Source organism: Breznakiella homolactica, assembly GCF_016616095.2.
Lineage (GTDB): Bacteria > Spirochaetota > Spirochaetia > Treponematales > Breznakiellaceae > Breznakiella > Breznakiella homolactica.
Genome location: NZ_CP067089.2, coordinates 3,318,318 through 3,342,576 on the forward strand (window position 1 = coordinate 3,318,318; position 24,259 = coordinate 3,342,576).

Annotated in this window: 22 protein-coding genes; 10 read left to right on the top strand and 12 right to left on the bottom strand. The window is 48.9% G+C overall.

Annotation, left to right across the window (positions count from 1 at the left end; genetic code table 11):
- The first annotated feature begins 6 nt into the window (after positions 1 to 6).
- On the top strand, positions 7 to 579 hold the full coding sequence (locus JFL75_RS14995) for a DNA-3-methyladenine glycosylase I (RefSeq protein ID WP_215627490.1): 573 nt from the start codon (positions 7 to 9) through the stop codon (positions 577 to 579).
- A gap of 111 nt (positions 580 to 690) precedes the next feature.
- Here the strand turns inward: JFL75_RS14995 and JFL75_RS15000 are convergent, their stop codons facing one another.
- On the bottom strand, positions 691 to 1,161 hold the full coding sequence (locus tag JFL75_RS15000; protein WP_215627491.1) for a DinB family protein: 471 nt from the start codon (positions 1,159 to 1,161) through the stop codon (positions 691 to 693).
- Between the two features lie 161 nt (positions 1,162 to 1,322).
- The gene (locus JFL75_RS15005) at positions 1,323 to 1,838 is read right to left on the bottom strand and encodes a hypothetical protein (protein ID WP_215627492.1); all 516 of its coding nucleotides are present in this window, start codon (positions 1,836 to 1,838) and stop codon (positions 1,323 to 1,325) included.
- A 258-nt stretch (positions 1,839 to 2,096) separates the two neighbouring features.
- Between JFL75_RS15005 and JFL75_RS15010 the strand changes: the two genes are divergently transcribed.
- A complete protein-coding gene (locus tag JFL75_RS15010; protein ID WP_215627493.1) occupies positions 2,097 to 2,969 on the top strand; it encodes a C40 family peptidase in 873 nt (290 codons plus the stop codon).
- Positions 2,970 to 3,007: 38 nt separating this feature from the next.
- Here the strand turns inward: JFL75_RS15010 and JFL75_RS15015 are convergent, their stop codons facing one another.
- Complete coding sequence (locus JFL75_RS15015; protein ID WP_349629688.1) at positions 3,008 to 3,955, bottom strand: PHP domain-containing protein; 948 nt, start codon at positions 3,953 to 3,955, stop codon at positions 3,008 to 3,010.
- 106 nt (positions 3,956 to 4,061) lie between these two features.
- Positions 4,062 to 7,004: a response regulator gene (locus tag JFL75_RS15020; RefSeq protein ID WP_215627495.1), complete on the bottom strand. Its 2,943-nt coding sequence runs from the start codon at positions 7,002 to 7,004 to the stop codon at positions 4,062 to 4,064.
- 510 nt (positions 7,005 to 7,514) lie between these two features.
- Here JFL75_RS15020 and JFL75_RS15025 point away from each other — a divergent pair.
- The 3 genes from JFL75_RS15025 (at position 7,515) to JFL75_RS15035 (ending at position 10,794) form a co-directional block, all read left to right on the top strand.
- Entirely contained in the window at positions 7,515 to 8,747 is a 1,233-nt protein-coding gene (locus JFL75_RS15025) for an MBOAT family O-acyltransferase (RefSeq protein ID WP_215627496.1), read from the top strand.
- A gap of 12 nt (positions 8,748 to 8,759) precedes the next feature.
- Entirely contained in the window at positions 8,760 to 10,298 is a 1,539-nt protein-coding gene (locus tag JFL75_RS15030; protein ID WP_215627497.1) for a hypothetical protein, read from the top strand.
- Between the two features lie 205 nt (positions 10,299 to 10,503).
- On the top strand, positions 10,504 to 10,794 hold the full coding sequence (locus tag JFL75_RS15035) for a CD3324 family protein (protein WP_215627498.1): 291 nt from the start codon (positions 10,504 to 10,506) through the stop codon (positions 10,792 to 10,794).
- A gap of 176 nt (positions 10,795 to 10,970) precedes the next feature.
- Here JFL75_RS15035 and JFL75_RS15040 read toward each other — a convergent pair whose 3' ends face one another.
- Complete coding sequence (locus JFL75_RS15040; RefSeq protein ID WP_215627499.1) at positions 10,971 to 12,377, bottom strand: M26 family metallopeptidase; 1,407 nt, start codon at positions 12,375 to 12,377, stop codon at positions 10,971 to 10,973.
- A 155-nt stretch (positions 12,378 to 12,532) separates the two neighbouring features.
- On the opposite strand from JFL75_RS15040, the gene JFL75_RS15045 reads away from it, so the two are divergent.
- The 3 genes from JFL75_RS15045 to JFL75_RS15055 all read left to right on the top strand — a co-directional run bounded on the left by JFL75_RS15045 (position 12,533) and on the right by JFL75_RS15055 (position 14,511).
- Positions 12,533 to 12,712, top strand: a complete 180-nt coding sequence (locus tag JFL75_RS15045) for a hypothetical protein (RefSeq protein WP_215627500.1) — start codon at positions 12,533 to 12,535, stop codon at positions 12,710 to 12,712.
- Between the two features lie 137 nt (positions 12,713 to 12,849).
- Entirely contained in the window at positions 12,850 to 13,842 is a 993-nt protein-coding gene (locus JFL75_RS15050) for a hypothetical protein (RefSeq protein WP_215627501.1), read from the top strand.
- Between the two features lie 78 nt (positions 13,843 to 13,920).
- Positions 13,921 to 14,511: a GNAT family N-acetyltransferase gene (locus JFL75_RS15055; protein ID WP_215627502.1), complete on the top strand. Its 591-nt coding sequence runs from the start codon at positions 13,921 to 13,923 to the stop codon at positions 14,509 to 14,511.
- A gap of 138 nt (positions 14,512 to 14,649) precedes the next feature.
- Here JFL75_RS15055 and JFL75_RS15060 read toward each other — a convergent pair whose 3' ends face one another.
- From JFL75_RS15060 to JFL75_RS15090, 7 genes are all read right to left on the bottom strand, one after another.
- A complete protein-coding gene (locus JFL75_RS15060) occupies positions 14,650 to 15,201 on the bottom strand; it encodes an NUDIX hydrolase (RefSeq protein ID WP_215627503.1) in 552 nt (183 codons plus the stop codon).
- A 161-nt stretch (positions 15,202 to 15,362) separates the two neighbouring features.
- Positions 15,363 to 15,896, bottom strand: coding sequence for a 2-oxoacid:ferredoxin oxidoreductase subunit gamma family protein (locus JFL75_RS15065; RefSeq protein ID WP_215627504.1), 534 nt, complete (start codon positions 15,894 to 15,896; stop codon positions 15,363 to 15,365).
- The gene (locus tag JFL75_RS15070; protein WP_215627505.1) at positions 15,896 to 16,651 is read right to left on the bottom strand and encodes a thiamine pyrophosphate-dependent enzyme; all 756 of its coding nucleotides are present in this window, start codon (positions 16,649 to 16,651) and stop codon (positions 15,896 to 15,898) included. The genes JFL75_RS15065 and JFL75_RS15070 overlap by 1 nt, the downstream gene beginning before the upstream one ends.
- 2 nt (positions 16,652 to 16,653) lie before the next feature.
- Positions 16,654 to 17,721: a 3-methyl-2-oxobutanoate dehydrogenase subunit VorB gene (vorB, locus tag JFL75_RS15075; RefSeq protein WP_215627506.1), complete on the bottom strand. Its 1,068-nt coding sequence runs from the start codon at positions 17,719 to 17,721 to the stop codon at positions 16,654 to 16,656.
- On the bottom strand, positions 17,718 to 17,948 hold the full coding sequence (locus JFL75_RS15080; protein WP_215627507.1) for a 4Fe-4S binding protein: 231 nt from the start codon (positions 17,946 to 17,948) through the stop codon (positions 17,718 to 17,720). Before JFL75_RS15080 ends, vorB begins: the two co-directional genes overlap by 4 nt.
- Positions 17,949 to 18,243: 295 nt before the next feature.
- Positions 18,244 to 18,444, bottom strand: coding sequence for a hypothetical protein (locus JFL75_RS15085; protein ID WP_215627508.1), 201 nt, complete (start codon positions 18,442 to 18,444; stop codon positions 18,244 to 18,246).
- 287 nt (positions 18,445 to 18,731) lie between these two features.
- A complete protein-coding gene (locus tag JFL75_RS15090; protein ID WP_215627509.1) occupies positions 18,732 to 19,658 on the bottom strand; it encodes a bifunctional enoyl-CoA hydratase/phosphate acetyltransferase in 927 nt (308 codons plus the stop codon).
- Between the two features lie 145 nt (positions 19,659 to 19,803).
- Between JFL75_RS15090 and JFL75_RS15095 the strand changes: the two genes are divergently transcribed.
- Both JFL75_RS15095 and JFL75_RS15100 read left to right on the top strand, forming a co-directional pair.
- Complete coding sequence (locus JFL75_RS15095) at positions 19,804 to 22,032, top strand: hypothetical protein (protein ID WP_215627510.1); 2,229 nt, start codon at positions 19,804 to 19,806, stop codon at positions 22,030 to 22,032.
- Complete coding sequence (locus tag JFL75_RS15100) at positions 22,029 to 24,236, top strand: hypothetical protein (RefSeq protein ID WP_215627511.1); 2,208 nt, start codon at positions 22,029 to 22,031, stop codon at positions 24,234 to 24,236. Before JFL75_RS15095 ends, JFL75_RS15100 begins: the two co-directional genes overlap by 4 nt.
- Positions 24,237 to 24,259 lie beyond the last annotated feature (23 nt).

Here is a 24,259-nt window from a genome sequence, read left to right on the forward strand (position 1 = left end):
AATTCCATGGAACTTATACGCTGCCCCTGGTGCGGAACCGATCCGGATTATATTAAGTACCACGACCGGGAGTGGGGCAATCCCCTTAAAAACAACAAGAAACTTTTCGAACTGCTCATTCTTGAGGGCGCCCAGGCGGGGCTTTCGTGGATAACCATATTGAAGCGCCGGGAAGGTTACCGGAGGGCTTTCGACGGCATGGACCCCGAAAAAATTGCCCGGTACACCGAGAAGGATGTCGCCCGGCTCATGGAGGATTCCGGAATTATCCGGAACCGCCGGAAAATTCAATCGGCCATTGAAAACGCCCGGGTCTACCTTACCATGATGGAGGGACCGGGTTCTTTTTCGAAATGGCTCTGGAACTGGGTGGACGGCGTCCCCATAATTAACCGGTATAAAACCATGGAAGAGATTCCCGCCTCAACGGAACTGTCGGAGCGTATTTCCCGGGAACTGAAAAAGAAGGGGTTTTCCTTTGTGGGGCCTACTATTATCTACGCGTACATGCAGTCCGCGGGTCTGGTGAATGACCACCTGACGGACTGCCACCGCCACCCGGACTTTTCGGAAGCATGAACCGGCTCAGCCGGAAGCACCCGGTGACGCCATTACGCCCGGGTGCTTTCCGATCCGGTTAGGGTATGTTTTAGTTCCCGGTGCTGTGTGTTCAGAATAGTCCTTCTCGTTTCAATAGATATTGTCGCCAAAGTTGTCTTTCGCGTCACCTTTTTTGTATTCATTCAGCAAGGCATTAAACTCACCCAGATGAAAAGTGTTGTGCCTGATGATAAAGATAACAACGCTTTCCATGTCAGGCCCTGTCCATGGAAACTCCGTTTGAGGCGCTTTGAAATCAATTTCATGTATCCATTTTTCCATTGCCGCTTTTTGAAGGGTAATATTTTTTAAAATGTCGGCCCGCGATATTTTCTGAGCCGGGACCGGTCCCTCCACGGTAATTGTTTCTCCGTTTTCAAGCTCAAAGGCGCTGTCATCCCGCAGATAGAACTTTGTAGAATCTATAATATGGAACGCCAGTATATATGCGGTCGTTTTTTTATGGCCCATGGTATACCATGCTTCATCGTCATAATCATTCACCATGCAGGTAAACATCCTGTAAAATTGTTCAAATTGCTTCAGCGCAAGTTCTTTCATAAAAACTCCTTTGTTGTCTAACAGTCTGCCGCCGGCTTATATATTCCTGTTTCGCTCTTTTGATGATAGTTCTGTTTTAACTGTTTTGGGAAGTTGATTTTTTTCACCTAAGCACACACTATGCGGCGCAGCGTATGGTGTGTGTTAGATCCCGTGCCCGCTTACCACTGCCGAGGTTTTGTTTCAGAACCTAACCAGATCTGTTCCGTTGGTTTAGTAGAAACACCATACACTATATCTTTGCCGGGTTCTAAAATATACATGTCAACCAAAATGGCACCGTCACCAAAAATAACGTACATCCTGGACCAAATATCATTGTCCGGTTTTTCAGTATTCCAGTCCACTAATTTTGTTCTGCTCCCATCGGAAACCGAAATATTGGTTAAGTCTTTAAGGGACTCTTTAAAACTGCCAATATCAAGAACAACTCCCGTTCTTTCCGTGAAGGTGGTGAGGATGCTGTCAATTTGGTTTGTATAGAATTCGCAGAAGCCTTCGATGGCGGCGTCATCGGTGGTGAAGTAATCCGGGCCAATTTGAAACCCGATTCTGGAAACCTTTACCGGTTCGGATATTTTCGAAACATCAGCTGTTATCTGATCCGGCGCGCCCGCGCATGAAGCAAGGGAAAAGAGCAAAAGACAGACAAACAAAAGATTTGTAATATTTTTCATAATACCTCCAAATTTTCCCAATGGTTCTGCTTTCTTCCGGCGGCAGCCGGATAACTAATATACCCCGATACTAACGCAGTATATACCGGAAATGACACGTACCAAATAATATTCCGAAAATGTTTGTACTTTTCATATCAACTATTCTGCTGCAAATAGAATACTTCCTCATTGCCGGCCTGCGGTATGTTTTCCGGATTGAAAGATTCTGTGTTTCCCTACTGTTTTTTCTCATTCCATGTGGTATTTTATGATGGAATGAAATTTATCAGGAAATACAGAAAGATTTCTTTGTATGCCGTTCTTTTTCTAGGGGTCTCCTTCTCCGCGGCGGCGGATAATACGGTCCGGCAGGCCATTATCGAAACCGCGAAGCAGTACCTGGGGGTTCCCTATGTGTACGGAGCCGAATCCCCCGAAGCCTTTGACTGTTCCGGTTTTGTCAGATATGTGTACCGGACCGCCGCCAATATCACCGTGCCCCGGACCTCTAAAACCATCTGGTCAGGGGGACAGTCCGTCCGGGTCGCGGCGGCCCAGCCCGGGGATATTATTGTATTCGATACCGTGGGCGGCGCCGCGAGCCATGTGGCAATCATCCTGGATAACGAAACCATGATCCACGCGGTATCCTCCGGCCCGAAAACCGGAGTTATTATTTCGCCCCTTCAGGACCGGTACTTTGCGCCGAAGGTCATGGGTGTCCGGTCGTTTATCGCGGCCGCGCCGGAACGGCCCGGAGAAACACCTTCCGTCAGCGCTCCCGCTCCGGCGGGTCCCGCCGCGGAACCGCTCCGGCAGGATCTGGCGGTGGAATCCCTGGGCTTTACCATTACCAACGAACCGGTGATTTTCAGCGATAAAATACCCGCCGCCACGGGAAGCGGGATACAGTTTGTTATAACCAACGGAACGGGCAGTGACGGTACCTTTGAGATTCTTTTTTATAAAATGGATCCGGACCCGTCAAAACACAAAACGCTCCGGCAGATTCGGGTAAGTATAAAAGCCGGCAGGATGGTCGAAATGGCGCCCTTTGTGTTTACCGAACCCGGACAGTACCGGCTGATTCTTAAAACACACAATAATCTCAAGCGGGTAGAACGCACCTGGCAGGTTGTGGAACTGTAAACCGGGATCTGTAATATTGTGTCAGTATTGGGCGGTACCTATACTGCGGGAGCTCTGAGGTTTTGTCCGGCTTCCCGGGCGGAATACATGGCAAGGGCAGTATCGAGTTTGTCCAGGAGTCCGGTATCGGCTTCCGGGAAACCGAATTCACCCATGACCACCGAAGGTTTGGTTTTTCCGTGGAAGTCGCTGCCGCCGGTGACCACCAGGCCGTACCGCTTCGCTATTTCCAGGTAAAAGTCCGATTTTTCCCGGTTATGATACGTGCTGTAGCACTCGATCCCGTCAATGCCCAGTTCAATAATGTACTCAAGCAGCTCTTCCTTTCCGCTGAGATTCTGACCGGGATGGGCCAGCACGGCAACTCCGCCGGCTTCTTTGATTATTTCCAGGGCTTTTTGCATGGAGATATACGATATCGGGATATGGGCTTCCTTTCCCTGGCTGCAGAAATCCCAGTAAAAATTGACATAGGGATTGTCGCTCCGGCTTCCGCCGGGAAGATACGGCTGGAGTAAGGAATTGGACGCGGCTTCGGGTTTGCCGAGCACGATTTCGGCGATAAGTTCTCCGGTTACAAAACATCCGTGAACCGCCCGGGACATGGCTTCTTTTTCATTTACCGGAATACCGAGGTTCCGCAGCGCCGCTATCCGCTCCCTGGCGGCGTTGAATTCCTGGCGGCTTATATCCATATTCACCACAAAGAAAGCCGGGTGGTCCGGGTTTATGCCGTACCCCAGAACATGGAAATCGGACCCCAGGAAGGTACAGTCCAGTTCTATTCCGGGGATTACCCTGATCCCCGCCGCGTATCCCGCGTGTACTGCTTCTTTGACTCCGTTTATTGAATTGTGATCGGTAACCGCTATAGCGGAAAGACCTCGGGATTTTGCCATGGCTACGATTTCACCAGGGCTTAGGTTTCCGTCTGCACTGTACGATGTGTGTATATGCAAATCGAATAATCCCATAAGCTTCCTCATTATTAATCTAATTCTTTGACAGAGAAAGTCAACAATATTATCAATATATGGTAATTTATTGTGGGTTTTTCAGATTTTTGATCAGATATTCAGAAAATAATTCGATTTACGAAGAACCGGTTTTTTTGAGCCATACCGCGAGGCAGCGGAATAATTCCAGGGAATCAATGGGTTTTGTGATATGGTCATCCATGCCCGCGCTGAGGCTTTTTTCCCGGTCATCGCTCATGGCATGGGCGGTCATGGCTATGATAGGAAGATTTTTGAACCGTTCATTTTTCCTGATGAGCTTTGTTGCGGTTAATCCGTCCATTTCCGGCATTTGTATATCCATCAAAACCAGATCGAATTCCCGGGTATCCAGGAGCTCCAGCGCTGTTTTTCCGTTTTCCGCGATGGTAACATCCATGCCGCCCTGACGGAGCAGTTCTTCGGCTACCATCTGGTTTATTTCATTATCCTCCACCAGGAGTATTCTGCTGCCGGCAAATTCCTTGACGAGGTCCATTTCGCGCTGCTGCTCCGCCGCCTGGGAGCTGAAGCTGAGGCTGTTGCCAAATGCCCGGATTATGGTTTCGTACAGGCTCGACTGGCTGACCGCGCTTTCCAGGGTGAATATGGTATCTCCCTGGGGGAGGGCGCGGTCGTCGCCGGGGTCCCGTATGATGATAATCCGGGGCGGATTTTCTCTTCCCTCCCTGATCGCCCCGACGAGTCCGTCAATCTCCATATCCCCGGGGTCGGCGGAAACAACCAGCAGGTCGAAGCGTTTTTCCGGCAAACCGTCGCCCTGCCTGAGCAGTTCCAGGGCTTTGCCGGAACTGTCGGCTGCTTCAATTCTGCGGCATCCCAGGGAATAAATAAGGTCGCAGAGGGTTTCCCTGCGGTATGTATCGGTTTCTGAAACAAGGACCCGTACGTCGTTGAAGCTCCCCGGGGCGGGTCCGTCGGCGGCGGGCGCCTCCGGGAAGACGGCGGTGAAGGTAAATACCGATCCCCGGCCGGGTTCGCTTTCGCACCATATATCTCCGCCCATAAGCAGAACCAATTTTTTGCAGAGCGCCAGACCCAGTCCTGTGCCGCCGTACCGCCGGGTGGTTGATGTATCGGCCTGGGAAAATGGGGAAAACAGTTTTTCCATCTGTTCCTTGGTCATACCGATTCCCGTATCCTGTACCTGGAACATGAACCGTACACCCCGGTCATCCCTGCCTTCAATTGCGGCCCGGATGGTCACGGTTCCTTTTACCGTAAATTTTATCGCGTTGGTACAGAGGTTTGTCAGTACCTGGGAAAGCCGCAGGGGATCACCCAGGTACCGTCCCCGTGCAGCGGGATCGAGATACAGATCCAGGATCAGGTTTTTTTCTTCCGCGCGGTGTTTCACCAGGTCAATGGTTCCCTTAACCGCGCTTTCCACCTCAAAGGGAATGCTTTCGATTTCCATCTTGCCGGCTTCAACCTTGGAAAAATCGAGGATGTCGTTGATAATCCGCAGCAGGGATTTTGCGGCGAAATCCACTTTTTCCAGATATTCCAGCTGGCTCGGTTTGAGGTCGGTCCGCATAACCAGGTGGATGAGTCCGATGATGGCGTTCATGGGAGTCCGGATTTCGTGGCTCATATTCGCGAGAAAATCACCCTTGGCGGCGCTTGCCCTGCGGGCTTCCTCGGCGAGGCTGTTGGCGATATAGACGGATTCCGCAAGCTGGGAATTGGTCTGCTCCAGTTCCTCTGAAGTCCTGCGGAGGTTTTCCTGGGCCTCGTGTATGTCGGTTACATCGTAACTCGTCCCGAAGGCATTTTTAACCGAGCCGTCGCCGTTGAAGATAAACTGGCAGGATGTGCGGATCCATTTGTAGCGGCCGTTTTTTGTGTGGAAGCGGTGTTCAAGATTTCTCCGTATGGGTTCATCCACAGTGGACCGGTTATTGAAATAATCATTTTGGTTTTCCAGGAGGTTTTTGAATTCCGTACCGATAAGCTCCTGGGGCGAATAGCCGAGTACCGCGGTTACCCGGTCGGATATATAGTCGATTTTTTCCCGGGAATCCAGGGACCAGATGACTTCCCCGGTGGCTTCTTCGACTTTTTTGAACCGGGCCTGGGACTCCCGCAGGGCTTCGTTGATACGCTGGTTGTGGATGGCCGTTCCGATAAGCATCCCCGCTGCCCGGAGAATGTTTTCCTCCGGTTCGGTCCAGATGTATTCCGAATGGCAGTCGTCAAATCCGATAAACCCCCACAGTTCCCCATGAAACATAATCGGCGCGGTCATTATGGATATGATGCCCTGGGGCGCGAGCTGCTCCTGCTCGAGCCTAGGCATGTTCCGGACCAGGTTGTTGACGCATTTTCCCGAAAGGAAGGTATCGATCCAGGTGGGGATTGCCTCGGATACGGGGCGGTTGGTGCATATATCCAGGTCCTGCTGGGGTTCCGCGCCCTGGGACCATTCGTACAGCTGGGTGGTATGGAGCTCGGGATTTATTTCCGGATGGGGACTGGGATGGATGCTCCAGACGTACACCCTGTCGACACCGGTGGCCTCCCCCAGGATGGCCAGAACATGGTTGACCGTTGCGTCGAAATCCTCCTCATCGGAGAGGAGCAGCTGGGACGCTTTGCTGGTACTCTGCAGAAGCATGTCCCGGCGGAGCAGGTCTTCTTCCATAAGATGCTGCTCGGACGGCTCCAGGGTTCCGGGGAGGTGCATGGCTATTAGTGCTTCCCCGGCGGCGGAATCCGCGAAGACAATCCGGGCCTCTATGGTTTTCTGCCGGGACGCGGCCGGCGGGGTGCCGGAAATCCAGGGGAGATCCCTTTCGGTCCCTTGCCCGCTGAGCGCCGTATATTGCTCCAGGACCTTCGCTGCCAGTTCTCTGCCGAACCCGAGTTCCCCAAAATTTTCTCCGGCGGACGGTTCTTTTCCGCAGAGCAGCGCGAAGGATTGGTTCCATTCAAGCAGGGTAAAGTCAGGGATACGCACCAGGGCAAGGCCCTGCGCGGAAAGTTCCATTAAAACCCGGTTCAAATTTATCTGATTCATATTTTTAAGGATGTATACCTGTAACTACTATACTGCAATGATCACCAAAAGAAAATAAGATTTGTTATGTATAGGTATACATAAATACATCAAACTTTCTGTTTTTGATCTATAAAAATTACCCAACCTATATCAATTTCTGAAATATTTCAGATTAATTTGTCTTAGGCATTAGCTAACTTGTATACCATAGACTATTTTTATATAATTTTCTAAACAAAGTTCAGGGGAATTTTAACAATAATGCTGTTTAATTCTTATATATTTGTTTTATTGTTTCTCCCGCTGGCTCTTATTGGGTATTTTTGTTTAAATAGATTAAATCCTTTACTATCGTCTAAATTTCCCAAGTTGATAAATCCAGGATATACATTAGGAAAAACCTATCTCCTATTAATGTCCCTTTGGTTTTATGGATATTTCAATATTAAATATTTACCTATCATAGTTCTCAGTATCCTTTTTAATTTTTTATTTAATCAGCTTATCCGGCATGGAAAGACTGTAAATATGCGTAAGATATGGCTCATATTGGCATTGTTTTCGAACTTGGCTGTATTGCTATATTTTAAATATTATGACTTTTTTTTTATAAATATCAACCGAATTTTCGGTTCCTCTTTTGCTTTAAAACATTTGCTTCTGCCTTTGGGAATCAGTTTTTTTACCTTCCAGCAATTATCATATATCATTGATAGCTACAGAGGAGAAGTTCCCGACTATAATTTTTTGGATTATGCCTTGTTTGTTACTTATTTTCCTCAGTTAATCGCAGGACCGATTGTCACTCACGATGAGATGGTCCCGCAGTTTGCCGATGAATCAAAAAAGCGGTTTCAATTTGAACAATTTTCTAAAGGACTTTATGCTTTTGCGTTCGGTTTAGCTAAGAAAGTACTCATTGCCGATACCTTTGGCAATGCGGTTACTTGGGGATATTCTAATGTGGGGCTTCTTAATAGCACTAACGGCATATTATTAATGCTTTTCTACACATTTCAGATTTATTTTGATTTCAGCGGTTATTGCGACATGGCTACTGGTATTGGAAAAATGTTTAATATTGACATCACCATGAATTTTAATTCTCCCTATCGGGCATTAACAATAGTTGATTTCTGGAAACGGTGGCACATAACACTAACGCGTTTTTTTACACGGTATGTTTATATTCCATTAGGCGGAAACCGGAAAGGCCAGGCACGAACCTATTTAAATACAATGATCGTGTTTTTAATCAGCGGGCTATGGCATGGTGCAAACTGGACATTTGTGTTATGGGGTTTTCTGCATGGGGCGTTTTCAATTATTACCCGGATTTTCAAAAATTTTTTCGATAAGCTCCACCCGGCCTTTTCCTGGATAATCACTTTTTTATTTATAAATTTGAGTTGGATTTATTTCAGGGCTGACTCCATCAGCCAGGCAAATGCAATCATTAAAATCATCGGCGGATTGAATTTTGGGAATATAAAGCCCGATTTTATACAGCCCTTTGCATCAAAGTTTGCTATAATGTTTCTATCACAAATTCCATATATTCGGCTATTTGCTAATCCGTCTTATTTAATGATTATTTTTGTCTTTTTTGCTATGACTGCTGTTTTGATTATGAAAAATACGAATGAGAGGATTGAAAGTTTTTACCCCACCAGAGGACGGTTGGTGGTAACAACGGTTTTAGTATTTTGGTGTATTGTATCTTTTGCCGGAGTAAGCGTTTTTCTATATTTTAATTTTTAAACGGACGTTAGGATGGAAAAGGAAAAGACTTATGATTTCATAGCATATAAACGCTGGTCGATATCTGCATTGATTATAATATGCAGCCTTCTTTTTCTCTGTGCTATCACCATTATTGTTGTTGATCCCTTTTTTCAATATCATGGCAGTATAAAACATATTTATTATGGCTTGGATAATCAGTCTTACCAAAATCCCGGTATTGTAAAAAATTTTACCTATGACAGCCTTATAACAGGAACTTCAATGACTGAAAATTTTAAAATTTCATGGTTTGAGAAATTAGAAAATTTAAATACTATTAAGGTTCCTTATTCTGGCGGACACTCAAAAAACTTTGCTGTTATTCTGAATATGGCTTTTAAATCCAATGCTGATATACGGCAGATATATCTGGGGCTCGATGGTCAGTATATTTTTTTTCTTGGTCCAGATACAACCGCAAATCCCCTCCCGTACTATCTATATGATGAAAATCCGTTTAATGATGTCAGTTATATATTGAACAAAACAGTCTTAATAGAAAAGGCTTTTCGTAACATCTTTTGTTCTCTTAAAAATCTTCCCTCAACGACCTTTGATGATTATTCATCTTGGCAAGAATATTATACTTTAGATTTTGATATGCATAAAGTAATAGATATCTATAATTTTAATGTATCGGCTGCAGAAAAAAATAATGATATAAATTACTATTTGATAAATGCAGAAATGAATTTAGACCAGAATTTTCTTCCAATAATTAAAACTCAAGAAAATACTAAATTTGTATTGTTTGACCCTCCATATAGCTTGTTGTATTGGTATAGATTATTACACCATGGTTACCTGAATGATTATATGGAGGCTAAGGAATATGTTGCCAGAACGTTATTGCAGTATGAGAACGTGGAATATTATTTGTTCAACGAAGAACGGATAATAACCAATCTGTACAATTATAAGGATGATACTCATTACAGTCAGGATGTAAACCATTTTATGGCGGAATGTTTTTCCTCTAAACAATACCTGCTTACAACAGAGAATTATCTGAAGGAATTTGCTAATTTGAAGGAAATTCTTGTAAATTTTGATTACAGTTTATTTGATGGAACATTAAATCTTTTCAATACATTTCATTTAGCAGACTATCTGAATTTACTCGATAACGACCAATATGTAATCTATATTGCCTCGCGGTTAAACGAACCCGTGATATTATCAGAGGATCTCAAAAATGCCTTTTCATCGCTTGGATTGACTCCTGATTTTTCTACAGGTTATATTGCCGCTGCATCTGATGGTAAGGTTATACTGGAAACTGCTGATATAAATGACATTGAGGAAATTATTTTTTCTGCATCAGGAAATATGCATTTGATAAGTTCTGTTGCTAATAATACATCATATGTTGAAATATCTATGGAAGATATTCTGCCAAGCCGGATTTCATACACAAATAACAGCCCTGGTATAAATATTGTAGTGTTTGATACAGAATTAGAACGTGTCATTGACACAGCGGTATTCGATCCTTCTAACGGTTTCATCCGAACCAATTTAAATTAATTGCAGAGCTCCGCTTCTTGATTATTTTGCCACTCTTGACATTTTTTTCTATAAAAATACAATAATTTTATGAAGATTTACGTTACCCGGTTAGACGAACTTGTTCCCCCGCGCGGCAGAGGCCGGTGCCGGGGATGGAAAATCTGATTTAATCCTTCCTTTCAAAGGCCTTTGCCTGATCCTGAATTGAATTTAGGAGGGCGACATGGGCTACATAAAAGCAAACGATATATTACCGGACCATCTTTTAAAAGCCATCCAGGAATTTGTGGACGGCCGCTGTATCTATATACCCCGCAGAGACGACTGCCGCAAAGCGTGGGGCGAAAACAGCAGCAGCAAGGAAATTACCGCCGCGCGGAACGCCGAGATTTTCAGCGGGTACACCAATGGCGTATCCGTTAAGGTCCTGGCGGAACAGTATTTTTTATCCGATAAGGCGGTTTATAAAATAATCGGCATGGAAAAACGGCGTATCCCCGGTTTCTGCAAATGATCCACAACGCGGAAACCGGGACAGGACGGTTTTGTTGACACCGGTTATCCCGTAAACTTCAATGCGAAACGAGCCTCCGCTAAAGATATCTCGAACCAAAGGTTCGATAGAGCTCTGCTCCGCAAGCCTTGATGCCGCAGGCAGCAAGGCTGGAGCTGCTCCCACGATGGGATGTTCTAGTTGTTGTTCTTCCAGCCGGCTGGGGTAGTTCCGGTTTCCCAGGTGTGCATGGGATAACCGGTATTGCCCATTTTCCAGACCGCATTGGAACCGGAAAAACTCCAGGTAAGGCTTTCGTAAAAGCTTTGAACTGGCAAAGCACCGGAAATATCCTCGCCGTTTTTGTGGGTAAGTCCTTTGTTTCCGCTGTCTTCTATTGTACTTTCGTTAACAAGCGCGGCTTTATTGGCGTAATTGTTAGTAAGGGTGGGTGTTCCACCAAAATCGCCGGCTATGCGGCCGATGGATGATGCACTGCTCGAAATCCTGCTGCCAAGGAACACTGAATTCTCAAGTTTGATTACGCACCCGGAACCAGTATTGGAAAATTCTCCGATAATACCGCCAACGGTGCCGCTTCCCGATATAGTACCGGTAGAATAGCACCCGGAAATAATGAGCTGGCATTGGTCTGTACTGCCGCTATTGTTTGCCGATCCGGCGATACCGCCTATGGCGGCACTGCTTCCCGATATTGCTCCTGTAGAATAACAGCCGGTAATAGTGCTTTTGCATTGGTCTTTACTGCTGAAATTGACCAGCGCTCCGGCGATACCGCCTATGTGACCGCCTCCCGATACCGCACTGGTGGAATAACAAGCGGAGATAATGTTCTCGCTGCGTTTAGTATAGTTTTCATTTTGTATCACACCGGTGATACCGCCGGTATAATTGCCTCCTGATATGGTTCCGGTGGTATAGCAGCCGCTGATCGTATTGGTAAGATCTTCCTTGGAAGCTGAAATTAAAACCATGCCGGCTATGCCGCCGGTATAATTGCTGCCGGAAGCGGATATATTGCCGGTAAAGGCAGAGCCGGTGATGGTGGTTCCGTCGGCCATAGTTCCAGTGATTCCTCCAACACGAAGAGTCGGTGAGGATATAATATCCAGATTCCCGGAAACCTTTACATTGTTGATAATGGCTCCGTCCGTAAGATATCCCGCCGCCGCGCCAACATAGAATGTACTTCCAGGAGAAAGCTGGGGTGTGTCCAATTCGATATTCAGATTTTTTATTCCCGTACCGCTGCCGCTGACATAGCCAAAGAGCCCGGAATGTTTAACATCGTCGGGCAGTTTTAAACCCTTGATGGTATAGCCGTTGCCGTCAAAAACACCCTTAAATGGTTTGTTATCGGTACCTATGGGAACCCAGTCCATGGCGCCCAAATCCACATCCCTTTCCAGGGTATAGGTCTTACCGCTTTCTCCGGCTTCCGCTTCCGCCCGGATACTCTCCAGGAATTCAATGGCTTCAGCATTGGTTATCTTGTTTTCGGATTCTCCCCCGGTGGGATTCGTACAGGCGATTATTCCCGCCAAGGGAATAATAAAAAAAAGAATAGGGCTTTTTCGAAACATAACCAAAAACTCCTTAGTATTTGCTGTCATAGTAGAATTTATCACATCGGAGGGTAAAAATCTGTTTTTGATAGACATCCGCTTATAGTTACCTTTGGCAGTACCGAGGGAAGAGTGTGTAAGGGAAACCTTCGGATGCCTGCCCCGGCGACTTTGTGCTTCCGCAGAACGAAATAAACGCCAACAGCCTGATTATCCGGGCGGCGAAAAAACGGGAACTCAAGGTCGTGCTCAACCCTTCACCCATGGATGAAAAAGTCCTGCAGCTCGATCTGGAACAGATAGACTACTTGATTCTGAACGAAATAGAAGGCACCATGATTACCGGAACGTAAACCTTGGAAGAAGCGGAAGCGGAACCGGTCAGGAGGTTTCCCGGAGACGCAGTCCGGCGGAGCTGCGAAGCCCAGAGAAAAATATTGTGTATGTACAGCATCAGGTGTCATTGTGAAAATAGTGCAGGAGAAAAAATATGGATTACCACAATAATAAAACTTTGCTTGAGCTGGATGAAACAGTAAATGCGTATCTGTTGTTTCTTGTACATATACAGCAAAGTGTAAATCTGACGATAAAAGAAAAATTGACCGCCTTTGATGAGGCTGACGCTGTATCCGCAGAAATGTACGCCCAGATTCAAAAGATATCATCATTAAAAGTAAATACTTTTAATGATGAAGACGCACGGAAATATTTAGAAAAAAGCGTTACCGGCATATCGGAGAGAATAAAGAATGAAATGTCATTTTATAAAAAGAAGATAGAAATAAACAACGATAGGTTATTCTATTTAAATGATATCATAGACACCGTTAGCGACAGAACCAACGAGATATTTCTCGGGCAGGACAAAATCAAAAAATTATATTCGTATACGGAATTGCTGAAAGACCCGGAAGAAGAAAATAAAATAAAAAAAATTGAGAAACAGGAAGAAGAGGTAAATCAGAAATTTAACAAGGATTTTGATGATATTAAATTCAAAACATTCCAGGGAATGATACGCGGAGTAAATCACAAGAATGAAGATTATTTTTATAAAACCAATTCTTATGTTATAGCAAATTATTTGAATAAGAAAATCGGAGTAATAACATCCGCCCTTAAACATCAGTTTAATCAAGGTGTGTTTTTTATATTAGAAAATAAAAATGAAATAGAGATATGTATAAAAGAAGGCGGTGTCTATATAAATTATTCAATAAAACTCAAAGAAATGGAAGATCTGCTGAGGCTGTTTATACAAGGATTTATACAGCATGGCGATTCAAAAATAGAGTTTTATATTGATGAAACGTATCCGGGTAATCAAATTAACGCGGTTTTAAACGGATACAATATAAAGAGACTAATTGATAAATATAATGAAATATACAGAGAATATTTTAAGGAAATTAAAGAAGAGGATTTAGACGTAAAGAGCAAGAAAACGATAGATGATTTTTTATCCGGAAAAATAATTTGAATGTAATGTATAGATGTATCTGGTACAGGTTCGGGAAAAGCCGGTCACCCCGGTTATACGGGAAAATATAGGGTTGGTATGGGCAGCACGCCGGAAATAAGAACAGAACGTTTGCTGCTCCGCAGATTTGCCGCGGAAGACGCGGAGGCCTTTTTCAGGCTTATGAGTTCCGATGAGGTAAACAGATTCCTTCCGGTATTGCCATTCAAAAAAATTCAGGAAGCGGAAAAATATTTACTGGAAAATTATATAACAACCTATGAGAATCCGGTCGGTTTCCGATACGCGGTCTGTCTGAAATCAGATAATGTGCCCATTGGCTATGCGGCCGTTAGCGATAGCGATAATTACGATTTGGGCTATGGATTAAGCCGGGAGTATTGGCATAACGGAATAATAACGGAAGCCTGCGGCGCGGTGATCGAAGAAGTCCGGAAATCAGGAATACCCTATATAACGGCAACGCATGATGTTAACAATCCAAGAAGCGGCGCTGTCATGAAAAAAATCGGAATGTCCTACCGCTATTCCTATGAGGAATTGTGGCAGCCAAAGAATATATTGGTTTTGTTCAGAATGTATCAGTTGAATCTCGATGGAAATCACGGCCGTGTTTACAGAGGTTACTGGAATAAGTATCCGGTGCATTTTGTTGAAGAAGGTGTTTAAAGTATTTCCGCGTATAAGGTTTATTGAATAACGAAGCACAATTCATATAGTAATACAGAATATCATTCAGGGTGAAGAAGTACCGGAATCGCGGCTCTTTCCGCTGGATTATGAATTAACGGATGAGCCGGAACAGTATTACTTATTCTCATAAAAATATTTCCATAACGGCGCCGCCATTAAGGATTGTTTTATTTTATTCCCTTCGAGTAATTTCAAAACCTGTTCCCGGTCCAGCAGATGCACGGTTAAGCATTCCGTTTCGTCCAGGTTCTGCTCCGAACGTTTTTCCACGCCCGTTGCCAGGTAACAATGGGTAGTGTTGGTATGTGTCCCCGGATTGGCGGAAATTTCCATGTATTTTTTCCACTTCCCGCCGCCGTATCCCGTTTCTTCCAGCAATTCCCGCTTCGCTGAAACCAGCGGGGACGTGTCTTCTTTCTCGCAGACCCCGGCGCACAATTCATAATGTATTCCGCCTATACCCGGCCGGTATTGCCGGATAAATACAAACTTATTTTCCGTGGTTACCGCTATAACATTAATCCAATCGGGGTATTCCAGTATGTAATATGAAGGGATTACACTTCCATTGGGCAGTTCGACGGAATCTTCCCGTACGGTAAGCCATGGTTTTTTAAACAAATACGTACTGTTGAGGGTTTTCCAGTTTTCTTCATGCTTTTTCATTTGCTGTCTGTATCCCGCCGCTGAATTCGCCGCTGTTATTATGGTTAATAAAAGACGCCGGTGATCCGGCGCCTTTTATTGGAATAGATTTCGCCTGTACTGATTCCCGGTACGCGGCCGCTGACGTTAACCGCCGCCGCCTGCCCGGATCCCGCTTTTCCTCAGACCGCCGCGAAGCCCGCCTTAATGGCTTCCACGTTCATGGGCACGAATTTGTGCTTATCCTCGGGGAAGAAGTTTTTGAGGATCGGCTCGACTTCGGTGAGGGCCAGGGCGCCGGTAAGTTTTGCCATGGCTCCCAGGGCCACCATGTTGGCGATCTTTCCGTTGCCGATTTTTTCCGCGATATCCTGGGCTTCGACCTTTACCACCCGGAGGTCGGAACGTTTCGGGTCGTCCTTTACCAGGGATGAATTGATCACCATGAGGCCGTTTTTTTTCACCATCTCCTCACAAAGCGGAAGTGAGTCCGGGTTCATCACCAGTACCGAATCGGGGACGGTCACCAGGGGGCTGGCGATTTCCTCATCCGAAACAATGACGCTCGCCCGGGCAATGCCGCCCCGTTTTTCCGCGCCGTAAAAAGGGAAGAACGTCACATTCTTGCCTTCCTTCATGGCGCAGTACACCCATATCTGCCCCAGAGAAATAATCCCCTGGCCGCCGAATCCGGCGAAAAACGATTTTTCGGTCATCACGAAGCTCCTTCCAGGGTGTTCTTTATTTCACCGAGCTTATAGAACGGCAGCATGTTTTCTTCCAGCCATTCGATGGATTCCCCGGCATCCATGCCCCAGTTGGTGGGACACTGGGAAACGATCTCAACCATGGTGGAGCCGATCCCGCGCAGCTGGGCTTCAAAGGCTTTTTTGATGTAGGTTTTCGTTTTCCGCACATTGGCGGCGTTGTTCACCGCGCCCCGGGCGATGTAGCGGCTGCCTTCGAGCTGGGCCACCAGTTCCGCCACCCGGATGGGATAGCCCATGCCCGCGTAGTCCGCGTCCCGTCCCAGGGGGGCGGTGGCGGCCTTCTGGCCGATAAGGGTGGTGGGGGCCATCTGTCCGCCGGTCATGCCGTAGATCGCGTTGTTCACGAAAATAGTGGTGAATTTTTCTCCCCGGTTGGCGGCGTGGATCATTTCCGCGGTTCCGATGGCGGCCATGTCGCCGTCACCCTGGTAGCAGATAACCAGATGGTCCGGCAGAACCCGTTTGACTCCGGTGGCCGCCGCGGGTGTCCGGCCGTGAGCCGGCTGGACCGAATCTAAATCGAAATAGAGGTCCGCCCATATGGCGCAGCCCACGGGGTTGGTGATCACGGTTTTTTCCCGCATTTCCAATTCGTCGATAAGCTCGGTGATGATCCGGTGGATGATGCCGTGGCCGCATCCGCCGCAGTATTTCGTCTGAACCTTCTTGAGGCTTTCAGGGTATCCGTATAATTGTTTCATGGTTAATTCCTCCCCAGGATGCGCTTCGCTTCTGCAAAGACTTCCTCTTCCGTGGGGATGACCCCGCCGGAGTGGCCCAGGAGATGTACCGGGGCTTTGCCGAGTACCGCGAGTTTTACATCCTCAACGAGCTGGCCGAGGCTCATTTCCACGGTCAGGATGGGCTTGCCTTTTTCCGCGATTTTAGCGAGTTCCCGGTCCGGGAACGGGAAGAGGGTAATGGGCCGGAACAGCCCGAGTTTGATTCCCTCTTTTTCTGCCAGCTGCTTGGCGCCCAGGGCGACCCGGGCGGAGGTGCCGTAGGCGACCATGTACAGGTCCGCGTCCTCACCGGCGAATTCAAACCGCGTTTCCTTGGCTTTCAGTTCATCATACCGCCTGAACCGGGCCCGGGTTTTTTCCTCCAGTTGGGCCGGAACCAGATCCAGGGACGTGATGTGAATCGCTTCCCGGTGGGTCGCGGCCATGCCGCCGACACTCCAGTCCCGTTTGGGGAGTTCTGAAAGTTTCCGCTCCGGGGGGAGGGTTACCCCTTCCATCATCTGGCCGATCATGCCGTCGGCCAGTACAATGGCGGGCATGCGGTACTGGTCCGCCAGGTCAAAGGCGAGATAGGTCAGATCGGCGCATTCCTGCACGCTCTTGGGCGCCAGAACGATACAGCGGTAGTCGCCGTGGCCGCCGCCCCTGGTGGACTGGAAGTAATCGCTCTGGGCCGGGGCGATTGAGCCGAGACCGGGGCCGCCCCGGACAACGTTTACGAGAACCAGGGGTATGTCCGCGCCCGCGGCGTAGGACATGCCTTCCTGTTTGAGGCTTACCCCGGGACTGGATGAACTGGTCATGGCCCGGGCACCGGCGCAGGACGCGCCGTATACCATGTTAATGGCCGCGACTTCACTTTCAGCCTGGATAAAGACCCGGCCCTTATCGATCATATGTCTTGCCATATAGGCGATAATTTCATTCTGGGGGGTAATGGGGTACCCGAAGTACGCGGTACAGCCGGCACGGATAGCCGCTTCGGCGATAGCGTCGTTCCCCTTCATGAGGCGCTTTTCGCTGTTCATGATTCATCTCCTTCCAATTCATACACCGCAATGCATACATCGGGGCATACCTGGTAGCAATTGCCGCAGGCAATGCATTTTTCCAGATGAACTGCCTTTGCCGGGTAGGTTCCGGTTGAGTTGGGTTCGGTATCCTCCGCTAAAACCTTCACCGGACAGGACGCGACGCAAAGGTAGCAGCCTTTGCACAGTTCCCGGTCGATGATTACTTTTCCTCGTCTGGCCATGGGGCCTCCTTACTTGCTAGTGGCAGTATTATATTGTACAGAATATACAAAAAAATCTCTACTGAGGGGGTCAGACAGGGCAAATGCATTTACTTAAAGATATATACACAAAAGTACGGGAAAACTTTTCGTGGGGTCCTGTCAGATGAAACCAAGACCGCGGAGCGGTATTTGTTTCATCTGACACCCCATGCTGCCGGTTCCCGCCGTACTTTTCTGCCTTTACTCTGAGGTATAATACACTTGCCCTACTTTGAAAGAGGCTGGCTTACTCGACCGTAATCGATAGTCTGGACTATTTACCGGCTTTTTTACGCTTTTTTTCCTCGTATTTCCGGCGTTCTTCCTTTGTTTCGCCCCACTGGGAATAGCATACCGCCGCGCGCTGGGCCCTGGCGGGGAATTCTTCGGATTTGTGTTTCGTCAGGTCCTCAATACAGCGGGAAATAAACTCTTCTTTTGTTTCCGTGGCTTTGTCCGGTTTCGGTAACGGCATGGCTTCCTTCCTTTTTAAATCAGATTACCTTTCAAATATACTGAGTTTCCGTCAAATGAAGAAAAAACCGGGAATTTTGCAGGAGCGGGAGCCCTATCCGGGACATGGAAATCCTATTTCCGGAACGGCAGCCGTACCGAGGGACCCGAAGTGGGAGTGATGGAAGCCCCCGGAGCGGCAAAAGAACGTTTTGCCGCGAGGAGGCTGGAATCAGGGGGAGCAGCCCTCCCGCGAAAGGCAGCACCGAGCCGGTTAAGCCGGAAAACACCTGGGTGCTTTCCGGCTTGTCAGTCCCGGTACTCCCCCGCAAGTACCGCCAGGGCAATGGATGCCTGTTTGGTTTCCGCGGAATCCGCCCGGCTGGTGAGAATTACCGGGACACGGGTACCCAGGATAAGTCCCGCGCTTTTTGCCCGGCCCAGGTTCATAAGGGCTTTATACAGAATATTTCCCGCTTCGATGGCCGGGGCTATGAGTATGTCGGCGTCCCCGCCCACGGGGCTGTCGATGCCCTTAACCGCCACAGAACCGGGGCTTACGGCGTTGTCCAGCGCCAGCGGGCCGTCCACGATGCAGCCGGGGATTGCCCCCCGCCGGTTCATCTGGGTGAGAATCGCCGCGTCGGCGGTGCAGGGCATGCGTACGGGATTTACCATTTCCAGGGCCGCCAGGAGCGCAACCTTGGGGACGGCAATGTCCAGGCTGTGGGCCAGAGCCACGGCGTTTTCGATGATCCGCTGTTTTTCCTCAACCCCCGGGGCGATATTGAGAGCCCCGTCGGTCAGAAAAAGAAGTTTATGGTAACAGGGGGACTCAATGACACTCACATGGCTGATGAGTGTCCCCTGGTTGAGACCCATATCCTTCCGGAGCACCGCCCGGAGAAAATCGGCGCTTTCCACCAGACCTTTCATTACCAGGTCCGCCGTACCCTCCCGGATCATGGAAACCGCCGTAAAGGCGGCGGCGGCTTTTTCCTCTTCCTGAATTATCTCAAACGCGGAAATATCCACGGCCCCTTTCCTGGCCGCCGCGGCTATTTTTTCCCGGTCTCCCACGAGAACCGCTTCTCCGAGGCCCAGGTTTCTGGCATCCGCCGCCGCCTTGAGCACCGCCGCGTCCTGGGCACAGGCAATGGCAATCCGGGGCGGCTTTTTGCCGGACCGCTGGACGGTTTCCCGGGCTTTTTCGATTATTTCTTGTATGGTTTTCATCTACAGGGAATTCTAACCCACCGGAAAATTATTCGCAATCAGTAAACTGTAGGGAAAATATATGCCCGGAAACGTTATTTTCCCTCAGATCGGGAAAAAATTGTGGTATGATTTCTGTTAATCATTGTATAGCAGGAAGTTAGGTTTGGGAAAAAAGCAGCATACCGCTTTTATTTTGTGTCTATTCATTACTATTGCCCTCATGTTTTCCGGGGGCTGTGAACTGTTCAACCTTTCTGCCCCAGATTATATAATAGAATACACCAACAACGCCGCGGGAATGCGCTGGGATTTTGAGACCGGGACAACCAACGCCCCACGGTCGGGGAACCTCGTGATACCGCCGGCGGACGCGGATAATCCCGCTATTATCAGGGTGCGCCTCAGAAACCCGCAATCCTATTCGATCATCCCGAACGCGGAAATTGTTTCGGCCGGAGGCCCGGGTGTAATAGATGCCGCCGCGGAATTCTTTGCCCATGATAGTGTCGTGATCTCCCTGTACGATGTACAGGTTAAGGACCGGTTCAGTGTCAGACTGCATCTGCGGACCGCGGACGGATTGAGGAATTTTGAAACCTTTGAGATTCCGCTCATAACCTGCAACACCGCGCCGGAAATGCCTTCGGGCCTTAAGGTCCCGGAAAAAACGGCCCAGGGTTATCCTGTGGCGGCCTGGGAAATGAACGTGACCGATGACCATGATGATGTCAATGAAGTAACGGTCCGGTTTAAGGAAGGCGAGTCCGAGGCTGCTGAAAAAACCTATTACCGGTCCGGAACACCCGGTGAATGGCGTGCCGGAGACGGATCAGTCCTGGAGTATACCGGCAATGCCTTCCGGGCTGTTTTCCCCATGGTACAGCTGGGCGGGACAACGCTGGATGATCATTACCATTTCCACCTTACCCTGACGGATGACGACGGGTTTTCCGAGACCGCCGCTACCGCAGGTTTCGGAGCGGACCAGTCCCCGGTGGTGCTCATCAATTTTGACCCCAATACGTCTGAAGAAACGGCGCTGATAACCATGACCGCTCCGGGCGGAACCGGCGGAACGGTACTCTGGTATACCCTGAACGGCGGTTCGAGGACGAGATATACCGGAGCGTTCCGGACGGAGAACGGCACCGTGATACGGGCGTGGAGCGAAACACCGGATCTTATGAATTCCTACAGCACCACGGTAAAGGTGGTTCTGATCCAGTCGGTATACGTTAAACCGTCCGACGGACCGGACACGGGAACCGAAGATGAAGGCTGGACCCCGGATGAACCGGTACAGACCGTTGCAAAAGCCCTGGAGATCTTCAGAAACAAGGGAATGGCCTACGGCAGAATTGTCCTGATGGAAACCATTTCTCCATCGCCGGAAATCGCCGGCAGCCAGGGCTTTTTCGATCTCAACACTTCCAGTCTGGGCAGCCTCAGCGAACTGGAAATCAGCGGTTACAATACCGGTACAAGAACCATCGTCGACGCGCAGCAGTCAAGACGGGTAATTGCCGTGGATAAGGCGGGAGTGAAGGTAACTTTAAAAAACCTTGAAATCACCGGCGGTAAACTGACGGGTTCAACCAATAACGGGAGCGGAATCCTCTTCGCCTCCGGGGCGGAGCTGGTCCTGGACAACTGCCTCATCCGGGGCAATGCCACGGACGGCGCCGGCGGGGCCCTGTATGTACAGGGAGCGGCCGTGGTTACCATGGTCAGCGGAACGGTCAGCGATAATACCGCCGGGGGATCTAACGGTTCCGCGGTTTACCTGGACGGCAGTTCGGCTCTTAAAACCGGCGGCACCGCCCGGATTCAGGGCGGCGATGTGTATCTCAAATCGGGCAATCCCGTCAGCATAATAAGTAATTTTGACGGAACTGTTCCCGCGGGAAGCATAAGCGTCACTCCGGCTCAATATTCCGTTAATACAGCCCAGCGCATCCTGGCCGCGGCCTCTCCGGCGAGCCTGAGTCCGGCAAATATCGGGAAATTCGCAATCCGGCCGGATTCGGCAAATCCGTCAACCTCCTGGAGTATAGACAGCGCGGGGTACCTGGCCGCCGGACTTTCCGTGACCTGTGAACTTGACGCCGACTTTCCGATTCTCTTTTTTCCCGCAGTAATAAGCCCCCGGACGGCAAGCAAAGGTTCTACGGTTTCCATAACCGTAACGCTGCCGGGCGGGTCCTATCTCCCGGCCGGAACGGTGTGGACGCTTTTTGCGGACGGAACCGCCGTCAGTCTGGGCTCCGCCAGCGGGGCGACGTACACCTTTACCGTTCCCAATACGTATACCGGGGATTACCGGATAGACCTGGAAGTCAAATTCAACAACCGGGCGTATTCTGGCGGATTTATGCTGAGGGTACCTAAGTGAAACATTCAAATTTTGTCATGAATATCCTGTACGCCGCTGTTCTGCCGGTGGCGGCCGCGGTTTTTCTGTTCGTTTCCGCCTGCGGAAACATTACCGCTCCCTCCGACGGCACGGGCACAATCCAGGGAGAATCCCTGACGATCCGGATCACGGGGCCCGGGGCAGACTCCAGGACCGCTATCCCCTCGGACGCCATTGGATTCACCGTGGATAAATACGAAGTGGGATTATACAAAAGTACGACCCCGGAGCTGATCGGGACGCTTGCCACCGTGGAAAATCCCGGAGCGTCCGAATCCCTGACATTATCCGTCAGGGAAGGCGGAACCAGTCTTCAGGTAATTGTCCGGGCTTACCGCGGGAGCACGGTGGCTGCCATTGGCAGGACATCTCTTACCAACGCGGACATCGCGGCGGGAAATTCCGTGACCGTTACGGTCAGTCCCGTAGGGGAAGGGACCGGGTCGGTCCGGCTGGGAGTCACGTTCCCGGCCTCCGCGGAGATCACCAAGGTCACCGCGGACCTGGACTGCGGCGGCGCCTCATTCACGCATACATTCGGGGACGGCAGTACTCTCATAAATCCCCAGAAGATTATTGTGACCTTTTCCTCCGTTGGGGTAGGAGCCGGCCGATTAAAGCTGAGTTTCTATCGATCAGGTGACGTTCCTGCGGCGGTATTTTCCGAAAGTGTCAACGTATGGCAGAACGCGGAAACCGATACCTGGATACTCCCCGGGATGAATATATCGCAGAGCCTGGATCTGTCGGCATCGGACTTTTACGATACCACCGTAAACATTACCGGGCTGACCGCCGCATTTACCAGCGGCGGGAACAATGAGATAACCTTTTCCTCTGAGCAAACAAGCTATACCATAAACAATCCCGGAAGCAGCCAGACAAATCTTTTTGTGTCCTTTGCGCTGCCCATGGAGGGACAGAATTTTACCGTAACCAGGGGCGGTACAACACAGTCTTTTACTTATTCCGGCGGACGGTATACTGGGACAATTCCCCTGACGGGCGGATATAATAATATAATCATTACCGTTACAGCCCCGAATAAGGTCAGCCTGAAAAGGTACTTCATTTATTTTGGTAATTCCGATATTTACGTATCATCAAACGGCAGTGATACTACCGGCTTGGGAACCAGTGCCTCTCCCTTTAAAACCGTGGGGAAGGCGCTGTCAATGGTATCAGGCCAGCGGTCAATTATTCCCACTGCGACAATCCATATTTCGGGGATTTTGAATACCATCGATGAATATTCTTCTTCTACGACCACACCACAAACCAATATATATATCGCGGGTCAATCTACGTATCCCGACCTGACTTTTCAGGGCGGACCTTCGCCGGGAATTATAGACGGCAGCGGAAGCGGTAAGAATATCATGATGATTGCCAACGGAGCCAATGTTACCATGGGTTCAAACCTGACCCTGCAGAACGGAACCTCCAGCACCAGCGGAGGAGGAGTGTACATCTGGGGCGGAAGTACGTTCACTATGACCGGCGGCGTTATTACCGGCAATGAAGCTACCCTGGGCAACGGCGGGGGCGTTTGCATTTCTGGGGCTGGCTCCACATTTACCATGAAGGGAAGTGCGGCAATTTATCGCAACCAATGTATCAGTTCATCCTACGGCGGCGCTGGAATATATGTTGGTTCCGGCGCTTCGTTTTCCATGAGTGAAAACGCGCAAATTTACGGGAATACCGGAGGCAAATTTGGCGGTGGGGTGTTTGTGGTGGATGAGGCTGCATTTACCATGGAGGGCGGGACCATAGGAAAAAACGTCTCTCCTAATACATCTAACAGCGGCGGCGGAGTTTGTGTATACCGAGGCAGTACTTTTACCATGAGCGGGAATGCGCTGATAGCGTATAATGAAGCTGAAACTAACGGCGGCGGCGTCTATGTGTTTTCGGGAAACCCGGATCCCATTCCTTGTGTGTTTACCATGACCGGAAGTGCCAGGATAGAAAATAATAAGGCGGTTCAATATGGCGGCGGCGTTTCTGTAGTTTCAAGGAATGCAAAAATCAGTACCTTTACCATGGCCACTACAAATAGGGTTCAGAACAACCAGGCAGCCTCCGGCGGCGGTGTCCATAATTCCTCTGGAATACTAACTGGTGTTGCTGAAGGTTCAACGGTGATAAACAACACAACCCCACAAATTTATATTGAATAGCGAACGCCGGAAGATGCTGTGCT